We start from the raw sequence: 19,553 nt of genomic DNA on the forward strand, positions 1-19,553 counted from the left end.
GCGGTCCAACGGGGCGTGGGCGGTCCAACCGGGGCGGTGCACTTCCACCGTTGGGTGCCTGCGGCGGTGCGGCCGGGCTTCTTCATAGGGGTCTGACAGATCGGGCAGAGCCTTGCTCGTGGGGACCGTGTTCTCACGGCCCGCACATCTACCCCCGAAAGTCAACCACCGCCCCGGGTTAACCTCCCAGGCCATAATCACCCCGACTTTCCCGCACCACAGCAACCAAAATCCCGATCTTTAGCAACACGTTCACGCCGATAACTCGTCGGTTCATCAGGTGAAGACACGTCTGTCGCCGCTGCTGGCGGAGGTGGAAGGTGGCGCCACGGTGAACATCGCCCGCGGGTCGCGAACTGTTGCACGACTGGTCCCAATCGCTAACGGAGAGCGCGAGCTCGGCTTCGGCGGCGAGCACCGGGGCTGTTCACCAAGTGCCGTATTGGCAAGCCGCCCGGCGCGGGACCCTGGCTTGACGTGCTTGCAGGATACACCGCGCGGCTCAGGAGGCTGCGCGCGGGCGCGGGAGGGTCCTCGGGTGCGGCAGGCCGCCTTCGGGCGCGGGCGAGGCCGTTCTCGGACGCGGCAGGCCGTTGCCGGTAGGTGCCGGCCTGCCGAACACGACCTCTTCGGCCCCAAACCCTCCACATTCGGGAGGGTTTCGGGCTGACGAGGACGTTCTGGCCGAACCAAGGTCGTTCTCAGGCCGACCAGAACACACCACCAGCCACACCCCCCAAACACGAAGAGCCTCAAACCCTCTGGTGAGGCGGCCGGGCAGCGGTTCCAGTCCGGTTGAGTCGGGCTCCTGGCCGACGGCATATTGACTCCCTGGTTGAAGCCCATATGCGCGGTCGGAACGCTTGGCCTCGGTTGAATCGAATCACCTTCAGGGTCGTTGGCGAACGCGTGCTTCGGAAGTTTGTCGTGGCACAGGCGGTGGGGCCCGTGGTCGGCTGGGAGTCCACACCGGGCAACGTGAACCATGCGTCTAGAGGGCGATCGGTGCATCGTTTTCTAGATGAGGCCCCGTGTATTTCTAATTGGGGGCAGATTGCGACCGGAACGTTGCATTGTATGCAGATTGTTAAGATCGTGCTTGAAATGTTGCAGCAAAGACGGTCAAACGAGAGTCAGATGACGAGAAGAGGCGGTACCGTTAATGCTCCGCGAGTAGTCGATGTCGCTCGCGAGCCCGCTTTCTACGGGGGCGGTTTTAGTTGTTCTGACATATGTGGGGAAGTCGTCAATGCATCACGCCGATTCATCGCGCCGGAAGCGCTTGCCTTCTCGGTCCAGGCTGACGGCGGTCGTCACCGTGCTTGCGCTGTTCGCCAGCGCCTTCATCGGTGGCATGGTGCTGCCGATCCAGCCGACTGCAGCCGCGGCCGAAGTTGTGGTCAACCTGGGTGAGGCCACCGCAATTCAGCATGATGTGACGACCAGTTCATACCCCTCTGTCTGGGCTGCTTACCAGCAGGGCTGCGTGCGTTACTCCCCTCAGGGCAGCCCTTACTACAGCACGACCTCGTTGGTGAGTTCCACAAGTGGAGACTTCGCCTCATTCGGCTACGGCTATAACGTCGTCAATCGTTGTCCCTCCAATTACACCGAGTCCACCCAGAGTACGGTGGGGCTACGCCCGGAGCGCACTGACAGGGTGACCGCAGGTACCCCATTCCTGGTAGCCACCATGCGTCATGGAAACAACCCCATTGTCGGGACCGGTGGAACCGAGACGGTCAACGGCACCATGGACCTCACGTTGGGCAGCGCCATCAGCTCCTCCTTCCCCTGGACGCTGACCGAGACCACCAACACCTGCCGCTCCACCTTTGACGCCGAGGGCAACTACGCCTCCGACGGCAGCGGCCAGTACGCCTTTGATGCGAATGGCAACATAGGGCCCCGCTCCACGGGAACGTGGCGTTGGAACGGATGGGAATACGTCGGGTACTGGCACACAGAGTTCCACTACGCCTACAACCGTAGTGGCAATCTAGTGTCTCTTCCTAACGGCGACGGCGAGGCTGCCGGTGCCGATGGTGGCGCCATCTACGACAAGTCCGGCCGGTCCTGCGAGGACGACATCCTCGAGGTGGCCTCCGCGACCGAATCAACCGCCTGGACCGACACCACCACCGGCATCCAGTACAAGCTGAAGCTGTGGGGCTTCGTCAACAACGGTACCAGCGGCACCTGTTCCACGGACCTGTCCGACGAGGACAACCTGGAGGACACCTTCATCACCAAGGAGAACGCCGAGACCTACGGCTGCTTGTACGGCTCCCTGGAACAGGTCCGCGCCGTCACCTTCGCCAAGGACGTCACCACCGACCCCTCGCTCGAAGACTCGACCGCCATCCCCGCCTTCGACTATGAGAACGTCTCCGCCGAAGGCTCCACGGCGCTTGCCGACTGGGGGCATATCAACTCCCTGACCCCCACCGACTGGGGCGAGTCGGGCACCGCGCACGACCTCAAGCACTACGAACTGCTGGCCCCGGACGACCAGGCCATTATCAAGGAGAGCAACGCCAACACGGCAACGGACACCACCTCCGGCTGGCGCCTGACCGGAGTCACCTGCGTCACCGACGGCAACGGCGAGGAGCTCCTGAACCGCAGGGGTGAGGTGCTCACCGACTCCGCCGTCAACCTCTCCGAGGGCACGCTAGACCTGTCCAGCTCCGAGCTGGCGGACACGGCCGAGAACACCGCCATCACTTGCACCTGGCACAACGAGTACGTCGGCCGTTCCCAGCTCACCCTCGTCAAGGAAATCGATGGGCTCACCTTCCCCGCCGTCAGCGAGAAGAACTGGACCCTGACGGCCACCCCCACCCAGACCTCCCCCGAGGGCACCGCCTTCCCCTACCGGACCATCTCCGGCCTGTCCGGCGAGGAGTCCGTCACCGGCCAGTGGACCCGCTCGGGCACCTACACCCTGTCGGAGGCCACCACCGGCAGCGTTGAGGGCTTCTCCCAGCAGGGCGACTGGAGCTGCGTGAACCAGGACGGCGATGCCGTCGCCGTCACCGACTCCCAGGTCACCCTTGGTGTCGACGAGCAGGTCACCTGCACCGTCACCAACACCTTCAAGACCGGCTCCATCCAGATCAACAAGACCGTCTCGGATCCCGACGGCGGCCTGACCGATCAGAACAAGACCTACACGGGTACCTACGACTGCGGCAGCGCCAACGGCCGCGACTTCGCCGGCACGTGGTCCGCCACCACCGCCACGCCCGCCGTCATCTCCGGCCTGCCCGTGGGCGCCGAGTGCACCGTCACCGAGGACGCCCCCAGCGGCGACCTCAAGGACTCCTCCTACGAGTGGACCACCCCCAGCATCGACAACCCGACGGTCCAGGTGCCCACCGCCCCGGCCGCCGGCCAGGTGAACGTCACCAACACCATCGTCCGCAACACCGGCACCATCGACGTCAACAAGGCCGTCGAGCCGGCCGACGAGACCGCCGCGGGCGGCTGGACCGGCGGAGCGGACCGCACCTTCGAGGTCTCCTACACCTGCGACGGCGACGGCGGCTCCGGCACGCTGGACGTCTCCACCGGAACCCCCGCAACGCTCACCGTCCCCGCGGGCACCACCTGCTCCTTCACCGAGACCGCCCCCGAGACCGCGGACGGCGACTTCAAGGACTCCTCCTACGAGTGGACCGGCGCGGGCAGCTTCGATAACTCCAGCGTCACCGTCGGCAAGGACACCTCCGAGACCATCACCGTCACCAACACCTACAAGCGCGTGCTGGTGGACCTGAACGTCGCCAAGCAGGTCGACGGCGAGGGCTACAACGGCGGCGACGCCACCTTCGCCATCGACTACGACTGCGGAGCCGACTACGCCGGCACCGTCGACGTCGCCAATGGTGCCTCCACGACCGTGCAGGTACCCCGCGGCGCCCTGTGCACCGTCTCCGAGCCCGCCTCCTCCCTGAACGAGGGCCTGCTCGCCGACGCCTACGACTGGGGCACCCCCAGCTACGAGGGCCTCGACGCCGCCGAGGGCACCATGGTGAACGCGGCCGACGGCGGCAAGACCGTCACCGTCGTCAACCCCACCGAGGCCGCCTGGGGCAAGGTGGCTGTCACCAAGAACGTCAGCCCCGACGCCGGCCCCGTGACCGCCGGCACCACCTTCCCCGTAACCGTCACCTGTGACGCGCCCGCCCAGGGTGAGACCGAGAACTACACCGGCGCCTTCGACCTGGCGGCCACCGGCTCGGAAGCCACCGCCACCACCCCGTACATCGCCGCCGGCGCCAACTGCACCGTCAGCGAGACCGCACCCACCGGCACCACGGGCCTAACCGATGCCTCCTACAGTTGGCAGACTGGCCCCGCCGACCAGACCGTCACCGTCCAGGGCGACCACACCGAGCAGGTCACCGTCACCAACACCTGGCAGCGCGACTACGGCGACTTCACCATCACCAAGCAGCTGACCGACCTGGACGGCCAGGGCGCCGACAACACCTACACCGGCACCTGGACCTGCACCCACCCCGGCGACGACGACGCCACCGGCACCTGGTCGGTGACCGGCTCCGGCGCCGCCACGCTGAGCGTCACCTCCGGTCCCGCCACCGCGGGCGGCACCAGCGCCGCCGTGCTGCTCGGCTCCACCTGCACGGTCACCGAGGATGACCCCGGCGCGCCCAACGCCGCCGACTCCTCCTACGTGTTCTCCACCGCCGGCACCACCTCCGGCCCGGTCACCATCGACCCTAACACCCGCACCGGCAACGTGGACGTCACCAACGTCGTCGCCCGCACCACCGGCGGGCTGACCATCACCAAGAGCGTGGAGGGCGCCGAGGCCGGCACCGGCTTCGCCGACACCGACTTCACCTTCACCTACACCTGCACCCCGCTCAGCGGCGAGGCCATCACCGGCACCGCCACCGTGCGCGCCGGCCAGGTCACCGAGCCCATCACCGGCATCCCGGAGGGCTCATCCTGCACGGTCACCGAGAGCACGGACGCCCTGCCCGCCGCCATCGACCCCTACCGCTGGGACGCCGACGGCACCTCCATGACGGCCACGCCGTCGAGCGGTGCGGCCGTGTCCGCGGACGGCGCGAGCATCTCCTTCACCATGCCCGGCGGGGACGAGCCGGGTGTGGCCGTGGCCGCCACCAACACCATGAGTGAGCGCTTCGGCTCCATCCAGGTCACCAAGACCGTGGCTGACAACAACAAGGCGAACGGCTTCACCGGCGCCGGGGAGAAGCTCTTCCCCGTCACCGTCACCTGCGACGGCGCCCAGGCCTACTCCGGGACCCTCGCCGACGGCGAGACCGTCACGGTCGGCGACATCCCGCTCGGCCAGACCTGCACGGTCACCGAGGGCACCATCAGCGGCGGCCTGGCCGACGGCTCCTACGCCTGGGGTGCACCCACCATCACCGACCCGGTTCGGATCACCAGCGAGGACGCCTCCTCCGGCACCGTCACCGTCACCAACACCATTGAGCGCGTGCGCGCCGACGTGAACCTGAACAAGGTGCTCTCCGGCGAACTGGCCACCCAGTTCGGCGCCGACAACACCTACTCCGGCGCCTTCACCTGCACCCACGACGGCGACGCCGACGTGACCGGCACCTGGAGCGTGGACGGCGCCGGCAACGCCGCCATCACCTACGACGACGGCGAGGCCCCCTACGTCGACTCCACCTGCACGCCCACCGAGAACCTGGACGCCTCCGGCGCCCCCGACACCGACCCCTCCTTCTCCTGGGGCGAGCCCAGCTACGACGCCGCCACCGTGACGGCGGACGGCACCGCCGCGATGACCGTCACCAACACCGTGAACCGGGACATGGGCTCCCTGACCGCCGCGAAGACGGTCATCGGGGAGACGGACGGCCTCAAGGACGGCCAGACCTTCACCTTGAACGCCACCTGCACCGCCCCCGGCGTGGACGGCGAGCTCACCGCCACCGCCACCGTCGCGGACGGCGAGAGCGGCGTCGCCTTCGACCGGGAGATCCCGGCCGGCTGGACCTGCGCCATCAGCGAGACCAGCCCCACCCAGGACCAGCTCAAGGACTCCTCCTACGCGTGGGAGATGGCCACCGTCTTCCCCGACGAGGTCACCATCACCAAGGATGAGACCGTGGCCGTGTCCGCCACCAACACGATCCGCCGCGTCACCTCCGACCTGAGCCTGACCAAGGCCTACGGGGACGGGCTGTCCGAGGGCGTCGTCGTCGACGAGTCCTTCTCCGGCGACATCGCCTGCCACTACGACGACGGCCAGGGCATCACCCAGGACTGGAGCCTGACCTGGACGGCCGACGGCGCCGGCGCGGCCACCATCGACGGCCTGCCCACCGGCGGCCTGCCGCTGGGCACCGTCTGCACCGCCGCCGAGGACGCCCCCACTCAGGACCAGTTGAAGGACATCTCCTACCGCTGGGCCGAGCCGACCGTCTCCGACCCGGTCACCATCGGTGCGGACGCCGCCGCCAACACGCTCACCGTCACCAACGACGCCGAGCGCGCCGCCCAGCCGCTCACCATCACCAAGGCCTACACCGGCATCGACGGCGCCCTGAACGACGGCGCCACCGTGCGCGGCGGCTGGTCCTGCACCCAGGCGGACGGCAGCGAGGTCGGCGGACGCTGGGAGCTGCCCGCCTCCGGCGGCTCCGCCACCGTCAGTGAGGGCGCCGCCGGCGCCACCATCTACGCCGGCGCCGACTGCACCCTCACCGAGGACACGCCCATCGACACCTCCGGGCTGACGGACGTCTCCTACGCGTGGAACAACCCCGCCTACGACGTCGCCGCCGACGGGCAGACCTTCACCGACGGCAACACGCTGACGGGCATCGCCCAGGACTCCGACCCGGTGCTGCGGGTCACCAACTCCACCCAGCGCATCTACGGCGCCCTGGCCATCAACAAGCTCGTGAACGGGCTCGACGGCGTCACCGCCGCCGAATCCAACACCTACGCCGGCACCTGGGCCTGCACCGCCCCTGACGGCACCGGCAACGAGGGCACCTGGCGAGTCACCGGCGCCGGCGCCGCCACCCTGACCGGCGACTACACGCAGATCCTGGTCGGCTCCGACTGCACGGTCACCGAGACCGGCCGTCCGACCGCCCCGGTCAGTGGCGACCCGTCCTACCAGTGGACGGACCCGGAGCTCGACGGCGACTACGGCGCCGTCACCCAGGCGCAGACCATCGCCCGGGACGCCACCTCCACCGCCGAGGTCACCAACGCCGCCGACGAGCGCACCCTGGCCACCGGCTTCACCGTCAACAAGGCCATCTCCGGGGCCACCGACGGCGCCACCGGCGAAAGCTACACGGTGGACTACACCTGCACCGCCGGGCAGGACACCTTCACCGGCACGCTCACCCTGCCCGCCGACGGCACCGCCGTCGCCGTGGCGGACGTGCCCGTGGGCGCCACCTGCACCCTGACCGAGGCGGCGCCCGGGGATGACGCCCTCGCCGCGCCCGCGGACGGCTCCTTCACATGGACCGACCCCATGACCTACGAGGTCGAGGGCGCCGACGCCGACACCTCCACCCCCGGAGCGGTCACCTTCACCCTGCCCGCACAGGCCGACGCCGCCGTGACCGCCACGGTCACCAACGACGTCGCCCCGCACGCCGGCGTGAACAAGACCTTCACGGGCACCAGCAAGCACCTGGACGCCGACGGCAACTGGACCGGCGAGACCTGGGACGTCACCTACGAGGTGACCGTCACCAACCCCTCGCAGGTGCAGGACCTCACCTACGACCTGGTGGACACCCCGACCGTGCCCGAGGGCACCACGCTGAACTACATCACCGTCACCGGCGCCGCCCTGGCAGACGCGCTCACGCAGGCCTCCGGGCCCGTGACCGTGGTCGACGGCGCAACCCTGCCGGCCGGCGCCACCCACACCTACACCGTGGTGCTGAACGTGACCGCCCCCGACACCGGAATCCCCGGCGTCGGTGACGGCGAGTGCAGCGCGCAGGCCGCCACCGACGGCACCGCCATCCACAACACCGCCGCCGTCACCTCCGGCGAGGTCACGGACACCGCCGAGGACTGCGGCGACGTCCCAACCAACCCGAAGTTCTCGGTGCGCAAGGACGGCGTCGACGTGACCCGCAACGGGGACACCTACACCGCGACCTACACGGTGACCGTGGAGAACACCTCCCGCGCCGCCAGCCAGATCATCGCCGACGTCACCGACACCCCCGCCCTGCCGGAGACCGCGAAGATCACCGGCGTCGCCGTCCTCGAGAACGGTGAGGCGGCCACGGATGCCGAGATTCCCGGCATCACCGACGGCGTGCTGGACGGGCCCATCACCCTGGCCCGGGCCGACTCCGGTCCCGTGCTGGCCGGCGGCACCGCCGGGGAGGACGGCACCGTCACCGGCGGCGGCACGCGCGTGATCACCGTCCAGGTGAGCTTCACCGTCGACTCCGCCGCGGACTTCGAGGACACCGACTACCAGTGCGGGCACGAGCGCGCCGACGGCGCCCCCTCCGGTCTGGTCAACACCACCGCCATGGTGGGCGATACCGACGGCGATGAGAACAACACCGCCTGCCTGGACCTCACACCCCGGCTGACCGTGTCCAAGTCCGTCGCCACCACCGGCGTGGGAACCAGTTCCAGCTTCGACGTCGCCTACACCATCACGGTGACCAACGAGGGCGAGCTGGCCCAGTCCACCGGGCTGCTGCGCGACAAGCCCGACTTCGCTCCCGGCCTGGACATCGACCAGGTGACCGTCACCGCCCCCGGCGGGGACCCGGTGGCCGCCGCGGCCGACGCCGAGGGCTACTACACCCTCACCGCCGGCGACGTGATCGCCCCCGGCCAGACGGCCCAGTACACGATCACCTTCACGGTGACCGTCGACCCGGGCAACACCGACTACTCGGAGGAGCTGCTGGAGTGCTCCGTCGAGGCGGACGGCACCCGCACCCCCGGCCACGGCCTGTTCAACGAGGTCTACCCGACCGACGGGCGCGACGCCTCCGGCCGCAGCGACAACACCGCCTGCGAGCCGGTCACTCCGGACGCCGGCAAGCGCATCATCACGCTGCGCAAGACCGGCACCCAGGTGCAGGCGGACGGCACCACCAACCTGCCCGGCGCCGAGTTCGACATCTACGACGTCGACCCGGCCACGGACGGCGCCACCCCGATTGAGAACGGCGTGAGCGTGGATCCGGTGGACGGCTCCCTGTTCACCTCCGCGGGATTGCCCATCAACCACGACTACTGGGTGGTTGAGACCAAGGCGCCCGCCGGGCACAGCCTGCTGCCGCGGCCCATCCAGTTCCACCTGGGTGTGGACGCCGACGGCAACACCACCATCACGCTCGCCGAAACCAACCTGACGGCGGACACCATCGCGGTGATCCCCGCCGTCACCGACGCCGACGGCAACGTCGTCACCGCCATCGGCATCAACATCCACGACGTCGAAACCGGCACGCTGCCCCTATCGGGCGGCCGCGGCATAGGCGTGTACGTGGCCTGGGCCGGGCTGCTGCTCACCGCGGCACTGGTCCTGACCATCACCCAGACTTCCCGCCGCCGGGGCCGTAGGGCCTGAGCGACCGGGAACAGCCAGGGGCCAACCGGGCAGCCGGGTAACCCACAACCACATCAACGAGGAGAACCCATGACATCCCTCACCAGGCGCCGTTGCGCCGGCCTCGCCGCGGCGGTGGCCCTTGCAATCGGTGGTGCGGTCGCGGCGCCCGTCGCCACGGCTGCCCCAGTCCCCGCGATCCTTGCCGCAGTGGACGCCACCGACGCGGACGTCGCTCTGATCGACGCTGCCGCCACGCCGGATCTGACCATCCACAAGCTCGCCCAGACCGACTCCAACGGCACCAGTGCCGGCAACGGCCTGGTGGACCCCAGCGCCACCGGCGACCCGGTCTCCGACGTCACCTTCACCATCACCAAGCTGGACTTCGACCTGACCACCCAGGCCGGCTGGCAGGCCCTCGCGGCCCTGGACGGTGACGTCTCCGCGGCCCGCAGCCACGCCACCGGCACCACTTACACCGCGGTGACCGGCGGCGACGGCCTGGCCGTGTTCAACGACGTGGAGTTGGGCGCCTACATCGTCTCCGAGACGAGGACCCCCGCCAACGTCACCCCGGCGGAGGATTTCATCGTCACCCTGCCGATGACCAACGCCGGCACCCAGACGTCCTGGAACTACGACGTGCACGTCTACCCGAAGAACGCGATCGTGGACGCCAGCAAGGAGGTCAGCGACTCCTCCGCCCCGTCGGTCGGCGACACACTGACCTACACGATCAAGGCGGACGTGCCCAAGCTTGACGTCGCCGGCGGCGCCACGATCAAGAACTACCAGATCGTCGACCCGCTCGACTCCCGCCTGTCCTACTCCAACGCCACCGTGTCCATGATCGGCACCGGCGCCGTGTCCCTCACCGAGGGCACCGACTACAACGTCGTGACCGCCACCGGTGAGGACGGTAGGACCTACGTGACCGTCACCTTCACCGCGGACGGCCGGGCCAAGATTGCGCAGGCCCGCGTCGACGGTGACTCCAGCACCCAGGTGCAGGTGGTCATCAACGCCGTCGTCGAGGAGATCGGCTCCGGCCAGGGCGCCATCAGCAACGAGGCCTCCCTCATCCCCAACGACTCCCAGACCACCTGGGACCCCGAGAACCCGACCCCGGACGTTCCCGGTACGCCCACCGAGGAGGTCAAGTCTTACTACGGCAAGGTGACCATCACCAAGACCGGTACCGACAGTAAGGCCGCGTCCACTTACGCGGGCGCCGAGTTCCAGGTCTACCAGTGCAGCCCGACCGGTGCCTCCCAGGGACAGACCATTGACCGCGCCGCCGCCAACATCACCGGCGACGCGCTGACCGCCAACGAGGTCGCGAACGGTATCACCACCGAGGACACCGCGAAGTTCACCACCGGCGAGGACGGTACCGTCACCATCGACGCCCTCCAGACGAACGACTTCATCAACAACGCCGACGTCACCAACCCCGGATGGTACTGCCTGGTGGAGACCAGGGCTCCTGCGGGCTACGAGCTCCAGAGCGACCCCATCGCCTTCCAGGTGCTCAAGTCCCAGGTTGAGGCCTCCCCCTACACCATCGAGTTCACGGTAACCGACGTGCCCTCCAACGCCGGCTTCCGCCTGCCGCTGACCGGTGCCAACGGAATTCTGTTCCTCACCATCGCCGGCATCCTGCTGGTCGGCGGTGCGGTCCTCCTCGCGGTGCACAACAAGCGCCGCGGCGCCGAGGACTGACAACCACAGGGCTGGGGCGGCATGATGGCCGCCCCAGCCGGTGACACGACGGCGTGCGCCGGCCGGATACTCCGGACGCGCACGCCGTCGTCGTCACCGGTACCGCCCCAGGCGCTCTACCGTGGTGTCACCGGCACCGTCAGCGCGCAGCCACACTCACATCCGCCACGAGCCACACAGAAGGAAGCCAATGGGCCAGACTCCGTCAATCGCCGACGTCCTGGATGAACCCGGTCGCGACCTGGGCGACGCTTCCGCGGACAGGCCCGCGCAGCCCGATGATGCGCACGGCAGCGCCGAGCCCCCCAAGCCACCGAGTAAGAAGTCCGGCGGAAGACCCAATCGGAGCAGCCGCCTGCTGGGGGTGCTGCCCTTCATCCTGGCCTTGGCCGGTGCACTCGTGCTGGCCTACCCGGTGCTGGCCACCCAGCACAACAACGCCCGCCAGCAGGAGATCGCCGACCAGTACCAGGCGCAGATGGACGCCGTCAGCCCCGACGTGCTCGCCGCCGAGCTCGCCAGCGCCGACGAGTACAACCAGGAGCTCGCCTCCTCCCCGATCCTCGACCCCTGGCTGGACCAGCAGCGTCCCGACACCCCCCAGTACCAGGCCTACCTGGCCGAGCTGGATCTGGACGAGGTCATGGCTCGGATCGTCATCCCCAAGATCCATGTGGACCTGCCGGTCTACCACGGCACCGAGGCCGAGACTCTCTCCCGGGGCGTCGGCCACCTGTTCGGCACCGCCCTGCCCGTGGGCGGGACCTCCACCCACTCCGTTCTGACGGGCCACACCGGCCTGGGGTCGGCCACGCTCTTCGACGACCTGACCGAGTTGGAGGAGGGCGACGTCTTCTACATCACCGCCGCCGGTCGCACACTCAAATACGAGGTCAACGACGTCCGCGTGGTCCTGCCCACCGAGACGGAATCGCTGAACAAGGTGCCGGGGGAGGACCTGGTCACCCTGATCACCTGCACCCCCTACGGCGTCAACACCCACCGCCTGCTGGTCACCGGGACGCGCGTGGCCATGGACCCGGTACAGGCCGAGGCGGAGCAGGCCGCGGCTACTCCCGCGCCCATGCGTCCGTGGATGCTGTGGCTGATCGGCGCCGTCGTCGTGATCCTGACCGTGCTCACCGTCGCAGCCGGGCGGCGGGTGGTGCGTCGGGTGCGTTACGCGCGCCGCTCCTGAGTCGCGGAATATCTCTGGTATCTGACGTTTTAAATGCGTGATTCAACTCAATAGGGTTACTTTGATAACCGGATTGCCGCGACGCCGGCACGGGTATGCCACAGGTTTAGCACAGCTCAGTTCGCTTACCCTAAGCGCCTCCAAAGGGCGCTAAGGTCGGACCAGCAATCAATCAGATCCTGCGTCTTGTGCGTTACGCAGGCGGCTCTCAGCCGTCCCGAACCCATGGAGTTTTGTGGCTCTTCCCTCGCCACCTAGTGTTTTCAAGGAGCTGTCAGTGAAGCACATGCTGCGCCATGCTCAACGTGACGGTACCCGCTGCGCGCGGCGCTATCGTCCCGCGCTATCGGGGCTTACTGCGCTCTTCCTTGCAGCTTCCCTCGCTGTGTGTTACCTAGTAGTTCCTGCTGCGCAGGCGGTCTATGCCGCGCCTGATGGAGGGTCTGGCCGCTTCGAGTCCGTCATCGACTGGATCGATTGGACCGAGGCTTCAAATGTCACCGTTGACAATGAAGGCCGGATGATCCTTCCTGATGGAGCGAACTCTACTGTATGGTCCACTCCATCGCGGGTTGGTGACGGCCTGTGGCGATCAAGCCAGTGCAGCATTAGTGAGGTCGAGACTCATTACGAGGTCACCCATGAGGGTGTGACCGAGACCTACGATGCCGGCCTTGTGATCGGTTACGATACGGGGTCCTGGATCGGCGACGGCATGGCTCGTCTTTACAACGACTCGACACGATACGACAGTGGTGTCGAGATCGACCCGAATTATGGTGTTCCCGGGATCTCGTACAGGGATGTCAATGTGCGTTCCGGCCTTCCTGTTGGCATTGCCAACGCTCAGGGTGGACGTTACAACGAGTCTGCGAACGCATACTTCAAGGTTCAGTGCAAAACCTATCTCGTGGAGTCCGCCGTCCAGCCGACAAAGTCGGAGATCTCGGACCTGCCCAAAACGGAGCTTCCCATGGAGGGATTCGTCTATGCCGACGCAGAGGGGTCGAACTGGAGGGACGGGCAGTACGAGTCGGAGACAGTCGCCCCGATCCCGATGGACGGCTATGGGACCTCTGATGTGAAGTGGCGCTACCTTGAAACCGCTCGCTCCGAGGGATGCACGGTGCACTCCTGGGTCGGTCAGCGTGACTTCCCTTATCCGACCGGCGTGAAGAACGGTTTCCAGCTGCGTCCTGCCACCGCCTCTGGTGGTGAGGCCTCCGAGTGTGCGACACGGACCGCGGGCGGCAGGCCGTACAATTACGAGGGCTACGGCCCCTCGTCTATCCTCTTCATGGAGAAGGCCAATGGTGGCTATGTCGAGCTCAAAGGCGGAGGGGTCTCCGCCATCGCCTTCGGCGTCGTCACTTACTTGGACTACGGAGACGCGCCCGAGAGCTACGGAAGCGCCGCCTCTCTTTTCCAGCCCAACTGGGATCGAGGCGAGCTGGGAGGGGATATTGCCTCCAGTCCTGCCCCTGTTGGGGCTGAGGGGACCTGGTATGACCTCAGCGCCGCTCAGGAAGCCGGACAGGCCGCTCGGGTGAGTGCGCCTGACATCCGCTTGGGCTATTTCACCGACCCGGATATCTTCCAGTACTACTCGGAGAATGCGGACCTTGATGACCGCTATGACTCGAACGTCGACTTCAGTCCGCCCGATGACGAGGATGCGTTGTCAATTGACCCGACGGCTCCGGTGGGCCCTGACAACTGGGACGGTATCATCCGCACCGCCCCAGGTCGTGAGTGGACGAAGCACGACATCATCTGCCATGGCGAGGGCAATATCGTCGGATGGATCGATTGGAACCACAACGGTACTTTCGACGACGCCGAGGCGTCCGCACCCACGGTGTGCCCAGCTTCCGGACGGGCTTCTCTGACATGGACTGTGCCCTCAGACGTTGTCCGAAGCGTCGATGGAGAAACGGGGAGTGCGTCCTCCACCTTCATGCGCCTGCGTATCACGGGAGACAGGAATCCGGATGGTTCCCTCGTTGTCCCGCGGGCCACCGGTGTGACCCTATCCGGTGAGGTTGAGGATTACGGGAAGATCACCGTGATGGTTCCCACCCTCGAACTTATCAAAACGGTGGATAACGCTTATGCCTCAGAGCAGGTGCCCGGCTTGTCAGCCGAGCAGTGGACTGTTGGCGCGAACGGAACGGTCGCCCTGTCCGGGCAGGGGAGTACGGGCGGGCCGCGGGCCGTCGACCAGGGGTCGATGACCCTGTATGAGAGCTCGGATGACCCCCAGGCCGTCGGATACCAGGCGGGTCAGTGGGAATGCATCGAGACACCGGGAACCGACTCGGAGACGTACTCCTCGACTGTCAGTGAATCGACCGACGGAGAGGCGACACTGACTGTCAGGAACCAAGACCGCGTCACCTGTACGATTGCCAACACCACCAAGCCCGGTACCTTGACGTGGAACAAGGTGGAAGTCGATGGTTCCACCGCCATCGGCGGGTCGCAGTGGACCCTGTCCGGGCCGGGCGTTCCGGACGGCACAGTGATCACGGACTGCGTCGGTGCTTGTGCGGCCGGTGCTTATACGGATCAGGATCCAGCGGCCGGGGCTTTCAGCCTTACCGGACTTCGCTGGGGCGACTATGCGATTGAGGAGGCGGTTGCGCCTGCGGGGTACAGACCCGTTACCGGCTCCTTCGCCTTCACTAGGATCGAGGGTTCGTCCGTGGAAGGAGCCTTGATCGAGGCGGAAGGCGTTGTGAACGGTGGCGTGGTCAATGAGCGTCTAACCGGCTCGGTGAGTTGGACGAAGACCGATGCGGACAATGGCGAGCCTCTGGCAGGAGCCGCCTGGGGGCTGACCGGACCGGAGGTGCCCGAGGGCACGGTGGTCGACGACTGTGTCGCCGAACCCTGCACACCCGGTGCCTACAGGGACGAGGACCCGGCTGCGGGTTCCTTCAAAGTAGGCGGCCTGGTCTGGAGCGAAGAGAGCTACGTCCTGACCGAGGTGGCTGCGCCGGCCGGATACCAGATGGATGCCACTCCACACGCCTTCGTCATTACGACCGACAGCCTCGACTACGCGTTCGCCGAGCCCTTTGAGAACTCCAAGACTTCCGTTCCGTCCCTCCCCCTTACCGGTGGCCTCGGCTCCGACTGGTTCCTGATCGGTGGCGGGGTCCTGGCCCTGGTCGCTCTGATTGTAGGAATTGTGAGGAGGCGGCGCGCGCAAGCCTGACCAGTAATCACATCATCCAATCGCATCCGCGCGGCCCGCCGCGCACGAACAAAGGACACTCGACCCCATGAGAACCACTTCCCACGGTCTCGGCAGCCGCGCGGCCGCGGCCCTCGGCATGATGGCGCTTGCCGCAACCGGCTTGAGCCTTGCCGCGACGGCGCAGGCCGCCGACCTGGCCAACATCGATACCGGGGCGACCGGATCGATCCTGATCCACAAGCACGAGGCAGGCTCGCAGAGCGCTAACGGAACGCCTGATGGTCAGACCACAACCGGTGGCGACCCCGTTGAGGGAGTCGTCTTCACGGCCTATCGGATTACCAACCTGGACCTGACCACTCAGGCCGCCTGGGACGGCCTGGCCGACGTCGCGGTTCCCGCAGACGCTTGCGGCTCCGATAACCGTTCGCCGCAGCTGGGTAGCTACACCTTCGATACGGGTACGGCGAGCGCCGCGACCGATGCGAGCGGCGAGACCAGCATCAACCCGTTGCCGGTGGCGGCATATCTGGTGTGCGAGACCAGTGCGCCCAGCACAGTGAAGACCGCTGCCGCGCCGTTCCTCGTGACCATTCCCTTCCCGAACAACGCGGCCAACACCGCCAGCGCGGACGGGAACTGGTTGTATGACGTGAACGTCTATCCGAAGAACGTCGTCGTCGAGGCTCCCACCAAGGGTGTGAACGTGACCGCAAATGGTCTGAACACCGATGATCAGGTCTCCTTCCCGGTGACTGCGAAGGTTCCGAGCATTGCCGACACTGACTCGTTCAAGTACTTCGTGGTCTCCGATCCGCTGGACTCCAGCCTGTCCGATGGGAACGTGGCGTCGGTGAAGCTCAACGGCTCGGACGTTGACGCGTCCTACTACACGGTGACAACGGGGCAGACGGTGTCGGTCGGCTTCAACCGGGCCGGTCTGGCCTATCTGAAGACCCAGCCGAACGCGCAGATTGAGGTTGTTTTTACGGCCAAGACCGGGACCGTGCCCTCTGGCGGGATCATTGAGAACACGGCGACGCTGTACGTAGACACCACTCCGGGTGACACTCCGGATGAACCGCCGGTGACTCCCCCGGACGAGCCGGGCACGCCTACCAACAAGGTGGTCACCTCGTGGGGCGACGCGCGCGTGTCCAAGGTCGACGCGGACAACAGCAAGGCCCTCCAGGGCGCTACATTCCAGGTCTACAACGCCGCAGACCCCTACGCGACCTCATGCGACAATGCCGTCAAGGTCGGCGATCCGATCGCGGTCAACGGGGCGACTGAGTTCACCTCCGACGGGGATGGGCTGGTGTTCATCGCGGGTCTGTTCGTTGACCAGAAGGCCGGTGCTGCCACGGATGAGTCGGTTGCGCCCGAGCACACCCAGCGCTGCTATGTGCTGGTCGAGACCGCTGCTCCCGCCGGATACGTACTGCCCTCCGACGCGGACACACCGCTGACTGTCACGGCCGGGGTCACCGCGGCCGCTGACTACGACCTGTCTGTGCCCAACACCAAGCAGAATGTGCCTCAGTTGCCGCTTACGGGTGCCAACGGTGCGCTGTTGATGATGCTGCTCGGCGTGGCCTTCGTGATGATCGGCGTCGGCAGGGCATTCGTGTCACGCTCGAAGAACCCGGCAGCATCGCAGGACTGAACCCGCTGATGTTGACATCGCGCATTAGGCCCGGACGACCGATCGTCTGAGCCGTGCGGCGTGGCGGGGAGGACATACGGCCTCCCCGCCACGCCGCGTGCCTGTCACTGACTTCGGGAGAGGAGGATCCTTGTCAACCAGACCCCGGCGCTCCCACCAGGTCGGTGATGGTGGCGACCGATGGCGCTTGTCGTGTCCGGCTTTGGTGTCTGCCCTGTTGGCGCTGGCCGGCATGTTGCTGTTCGCCTACCCGACCGTCGCCGCCTGGGTTACCCAGTACAACCAGTCCAAGATCATCACCACCTACGCCTCCGACGTCGACTCCGCCGACCCGGACGCCGCCACCCAGCTAGCCCAGGCGCATGCTTACAACGACGCCCTTTCCGTCGGCGCGGTGCTGGAGGCCAACACCAACGTCCCCACCGGCGTCGGCGAGGGCGGGGACGACACCCTCGACTACGACTCGATCCTGGACGCCAACGGCGCCGGGCTCATGGCCCGGCTGCGCATCCCCGCTATCAACCTGGACCTGCCCGTCTACCACGGAACCTCGGATGAAACCCTACTTGAGGGGCTGGGGCACCTCGAGGGCACCTCCCTGCCCGTCGGGGGAGAGGGCACCCGCGCGGTGCTCACCGGTCACCGCGGTCTGGCGGACGCCCGCATGTTCACCGACCTGAACCAGGTGGAGGTCGGTGACACCTTCGTCATCGAGGTGTTCGGGGAAGTACTCACCTATCGGGTGTTCGACACCAAGGTCGTCGAGCCCGACGAGACCGAGGCGCTGCGCGCCGAGCAGGGGCGCGACCTGGTCACCCTGGTCACCTGCACACCACTGGGCATCAACACCCACCGCATCCTGGTCACCGGGGAGCGCGTCTACCCCACCCCGCAGGAGGACCTGGACGCCGCCGGCGATCCCCCCACGGTGCCCTCGTTCCCCTGGTGGGCGGTGGGCCTGGCGGCAGGCTTCGTCCTGGTGGGTCTGTACGTGTGGCGCTCCGGCTACCCGCCCCGCAAGCGCGGCACACGCACCCGCACCGCCACGCCGGCCGCGACGCCGGACTCCGACTCCACCCAGCCGCAGGTCGTATCATCCGGGCCCAATGACGTCTCGCAACAATTCCCTGACGCAACTTCCTGACCCCGGGCGGCGCGCACAGCGGCGCTCGCGCCTGCTGGCGGGCGTGCTCGCCGTCGTCTGTATGGTCGGCGTGGCGCTCACCTGGTGGCTGCTGGTGGTGCACCTGACCGGGCAGGCCATGGAGCAGGCGGCTCTGGACGGCTCCCGCATCGGCGCCCACATCGTGTCCGACCACGCCCGCAACCTGCTGCACGTGGTGTCCCTGCCGGCCGCAATCGGCCTGGTGCTCGTGGTGCTGGTCGGTGCCCGGTGGCGCGGCAGCCGCCGGCGGGCACTGTGGGCTGCGGGCGCCGTCGTCGCCATCAACATCTCCACCCAGGTGTTGAAGTACTTGATCCTGTGGCGCCCGGACTACGGGCTGTTCCGAAAATTCGGCGGCATGAACACCCTGCCCTCGGGGCATACCGCGGTGGCCGCATCCGCTGCCGTCGCCCTCATCCTGGTCACCGGCCCACGGTGGCGCGGGGCTGCGGCCTGGGCGGGAGCGGTGCTGGCCGCCGCCATGGGCTACTCCACTCTGGTGTGCCAGTGGCATCGTCCCGGTGACGTTATCGCCGCCCTGCTGCTGGCCACCTCCTGGGGCGCGGTGGCGATCGCCTGCGGCGCCTGGGCGGATGAGACGGGGCCCGCCGACTCCGAGCCTGCCGGCCCAGCGCCTGCGACGCCGCCAACGCCCGCCGAGGCGGAGGGCGGCGCCGCAGCGGGTGAGCTGCCGCCGGCGCGCTTGTCGTCCGCCGCCGTGCTGGGCGGGCTCGGGATCCTTGCGGGTGCAGCGGCCCTGATGCTGGAGGTGCTCACCTGGCGGGGCGTCGTCGACGCCGGTGGAGCCGGTGCGGTCGCCGCCGCGCAGCTCAGCCGCACCGCTGTCTTCATCGCCTATGCGGCGGGTGCCGTGGGCACGGTTGCGGTGGCCGGCATGGGCATGGCGGCGCTGGCCCTGCTCACGCCGCGCGGCGTCCGCCAGGCGGGGCCAGCTGCCCGCGCATGAGCCGGCGATGCCGGCAATGCGGCGCGAGCTCTAGCCGG

8 protein-coding genes are annotated in these 19,553 nt (G+C 67.5%); 7 read left to right on the top strand and 1 reads right to left on the bottom strand.

Annotated features, from left to right (window positions below; translation table 11 throughout):
* On the bottom strand, positions 1 to 137 hold a 137-nt coding region (locus ACGLYG10_RS16965; protein WP_432416224.1), incomplete at its 3' end, for a transposase-like zinc-binding domain-containing protein.
* Positions 138 to 1,282: 1,145 nt separating this feature from the next.
* Between ACGLYG10_RS16965 and ACGLYG10_RS16325 the strand changes: the two genes are divergently transcribed.
* The 7 genes from ACGLYG10_RS16325 (at position 1,283) to ACGLYG10_RS05550 (ending at position 19,515) form a co-directional block, all read left to right on the top strand.
* On the top strand, positions 1,283 to 9,613 hold the full coding sequence (locus tag ACGLYG10_RS16325) for a DUF5979 domain-containing protein (protein ID WP_211482981.1): 8,331 nt from the start codon (positions 1,283 to 1,285) through the stop codon (positions 9,611 to 9,613).
* 69 nt (positions 9,614 to 9,682) lie between these two features.
* The gene (locus ACGLYG10_RS05525; RefSeq protein ID WP_073328782.1) at positions 9,683 to 11,317 is read left to right on the top strand and encodes a SpaH/EbpB family LPXTG-anchored major pilin; all 1,635 of its coding nucleotides are present in this window, start codon (positions 9,683 to 9,685) and stop codon (positions 11,315 to 11,317) included.
* Between the two features lie 190 nt (positions 11,318 to 11,507).
* Positions 11,508 to 12,515: a class C sortase gene (locus ACGLYG10_RS05530; RefSeq protein ID WP_139240851.1), complete on the top strand. Its 1,008-nt coding sequence runs from the start codon at positions 11,508 to 11,510 to the stop codon at positions 12,513 to 12,515.
* A gap of 286 nt (positions 12,516 to 12,801) precedes the next feature.
* A complete protein-coding gene (locus ACGLYG10_RS05535) occupies positions 12,802 to 15,735 on the top strand; it encodes a CshA/CshB family fibrillar adhesin-related protein (protein ID WP_244542600.1) in 2,934 nt (977 codons plus the stop codon).
* A 67-nt stretch (positions 15,736 to 15,802) separates the two neighbouring features.
* Entirely contained in the window at positions 15,803 to 17,383 is a 1,581-nt protein-coding gene (locus tag ACGLYG10_RS05540) for a SpaH/EbpB family LPXTG-anchored major pilin (RefSeq protein ID WP_073328789.1), read from the top strand.
* Between the two features lie 205 nt (positions 17,384 to 17,588).
* Positions 17,589 to 18,527, top strand: coding sequence for a class C sortase (locus ACGLYG10_RS05545; protein WP_244542601.1), 939 nt, complete (start codon positions 17,589 to 17,591; stop codon positions 18,525 to 18,527).
* A complete protein-coding gene (locus tag ACGLYG10_RS05550) occupies positions 18,490 to 19,515 on the top strand; it encodes a phosphatase PAP2 family protein (protein WP_073328791.1) in 1,026 nt (341 codons plus the stop codon). Before ACGLYG10_RS05545 ends, ACGLYG10_RS05550 begins: the two co-directional genes overlap by 38 nt.
* The last annotated feature ends 38 nt before the right edge of the window (positions 19,516 to 19,553 follow it).

Source organism: Actinomyces glycerinitolerans (assembly GCF_900098745.1).
GTDB classification, from domain to species: domain Bacteria; phylum Actinomycetota; class Actinomycetes; order Actinomycetales; family Actinomycetaceae; genus Actinomyces; species Actinomyces glycerinitolerans.

What these genes read in the sequence shown, in the direction of transcription:
- ACGLYG10_RS05525 (WP_073328782.1), top strand. Translation starts at nt 9,683, where the DNA reads ATGACATCCCTCACCAGGCGCCGTTGCGCCGGCCTCGCCGCGGCGGTG.
- ACGLYG10_RS05530 (WP_139240851.1), top strand. Translation starts at nt 11,508, where the DNA reads ATGGGCCAGACTCCGTCAATCGCCGACGTCCTGGATGAACCCGGTCGC.
- ACGLYG10_RS05535 (WP_244542600.1), top strand. Translation starts at nt 12,802, where the DNA reads ATGCTGCGCCATGCTCAACGTGACGGTACCCGCTGCGCGCGGCGCTAT.
- ACGLYG10_RS05540 (WP_073328789.1), top strand. Translation starts at nt 15,803, where the DNA reads ATGAGAACCACTTCCCACGGTCTCGGCAGCCGCGCGGCCGCGGCCCTC.
- ACGLYG10_RS05550 (WP_073328791.1), top strand. Translation starts at nt 18,490, where the DNA reads ATGACGTCTCGCAACAATTCCCTGACGCAACTTCCTGACCCCGGGCGG.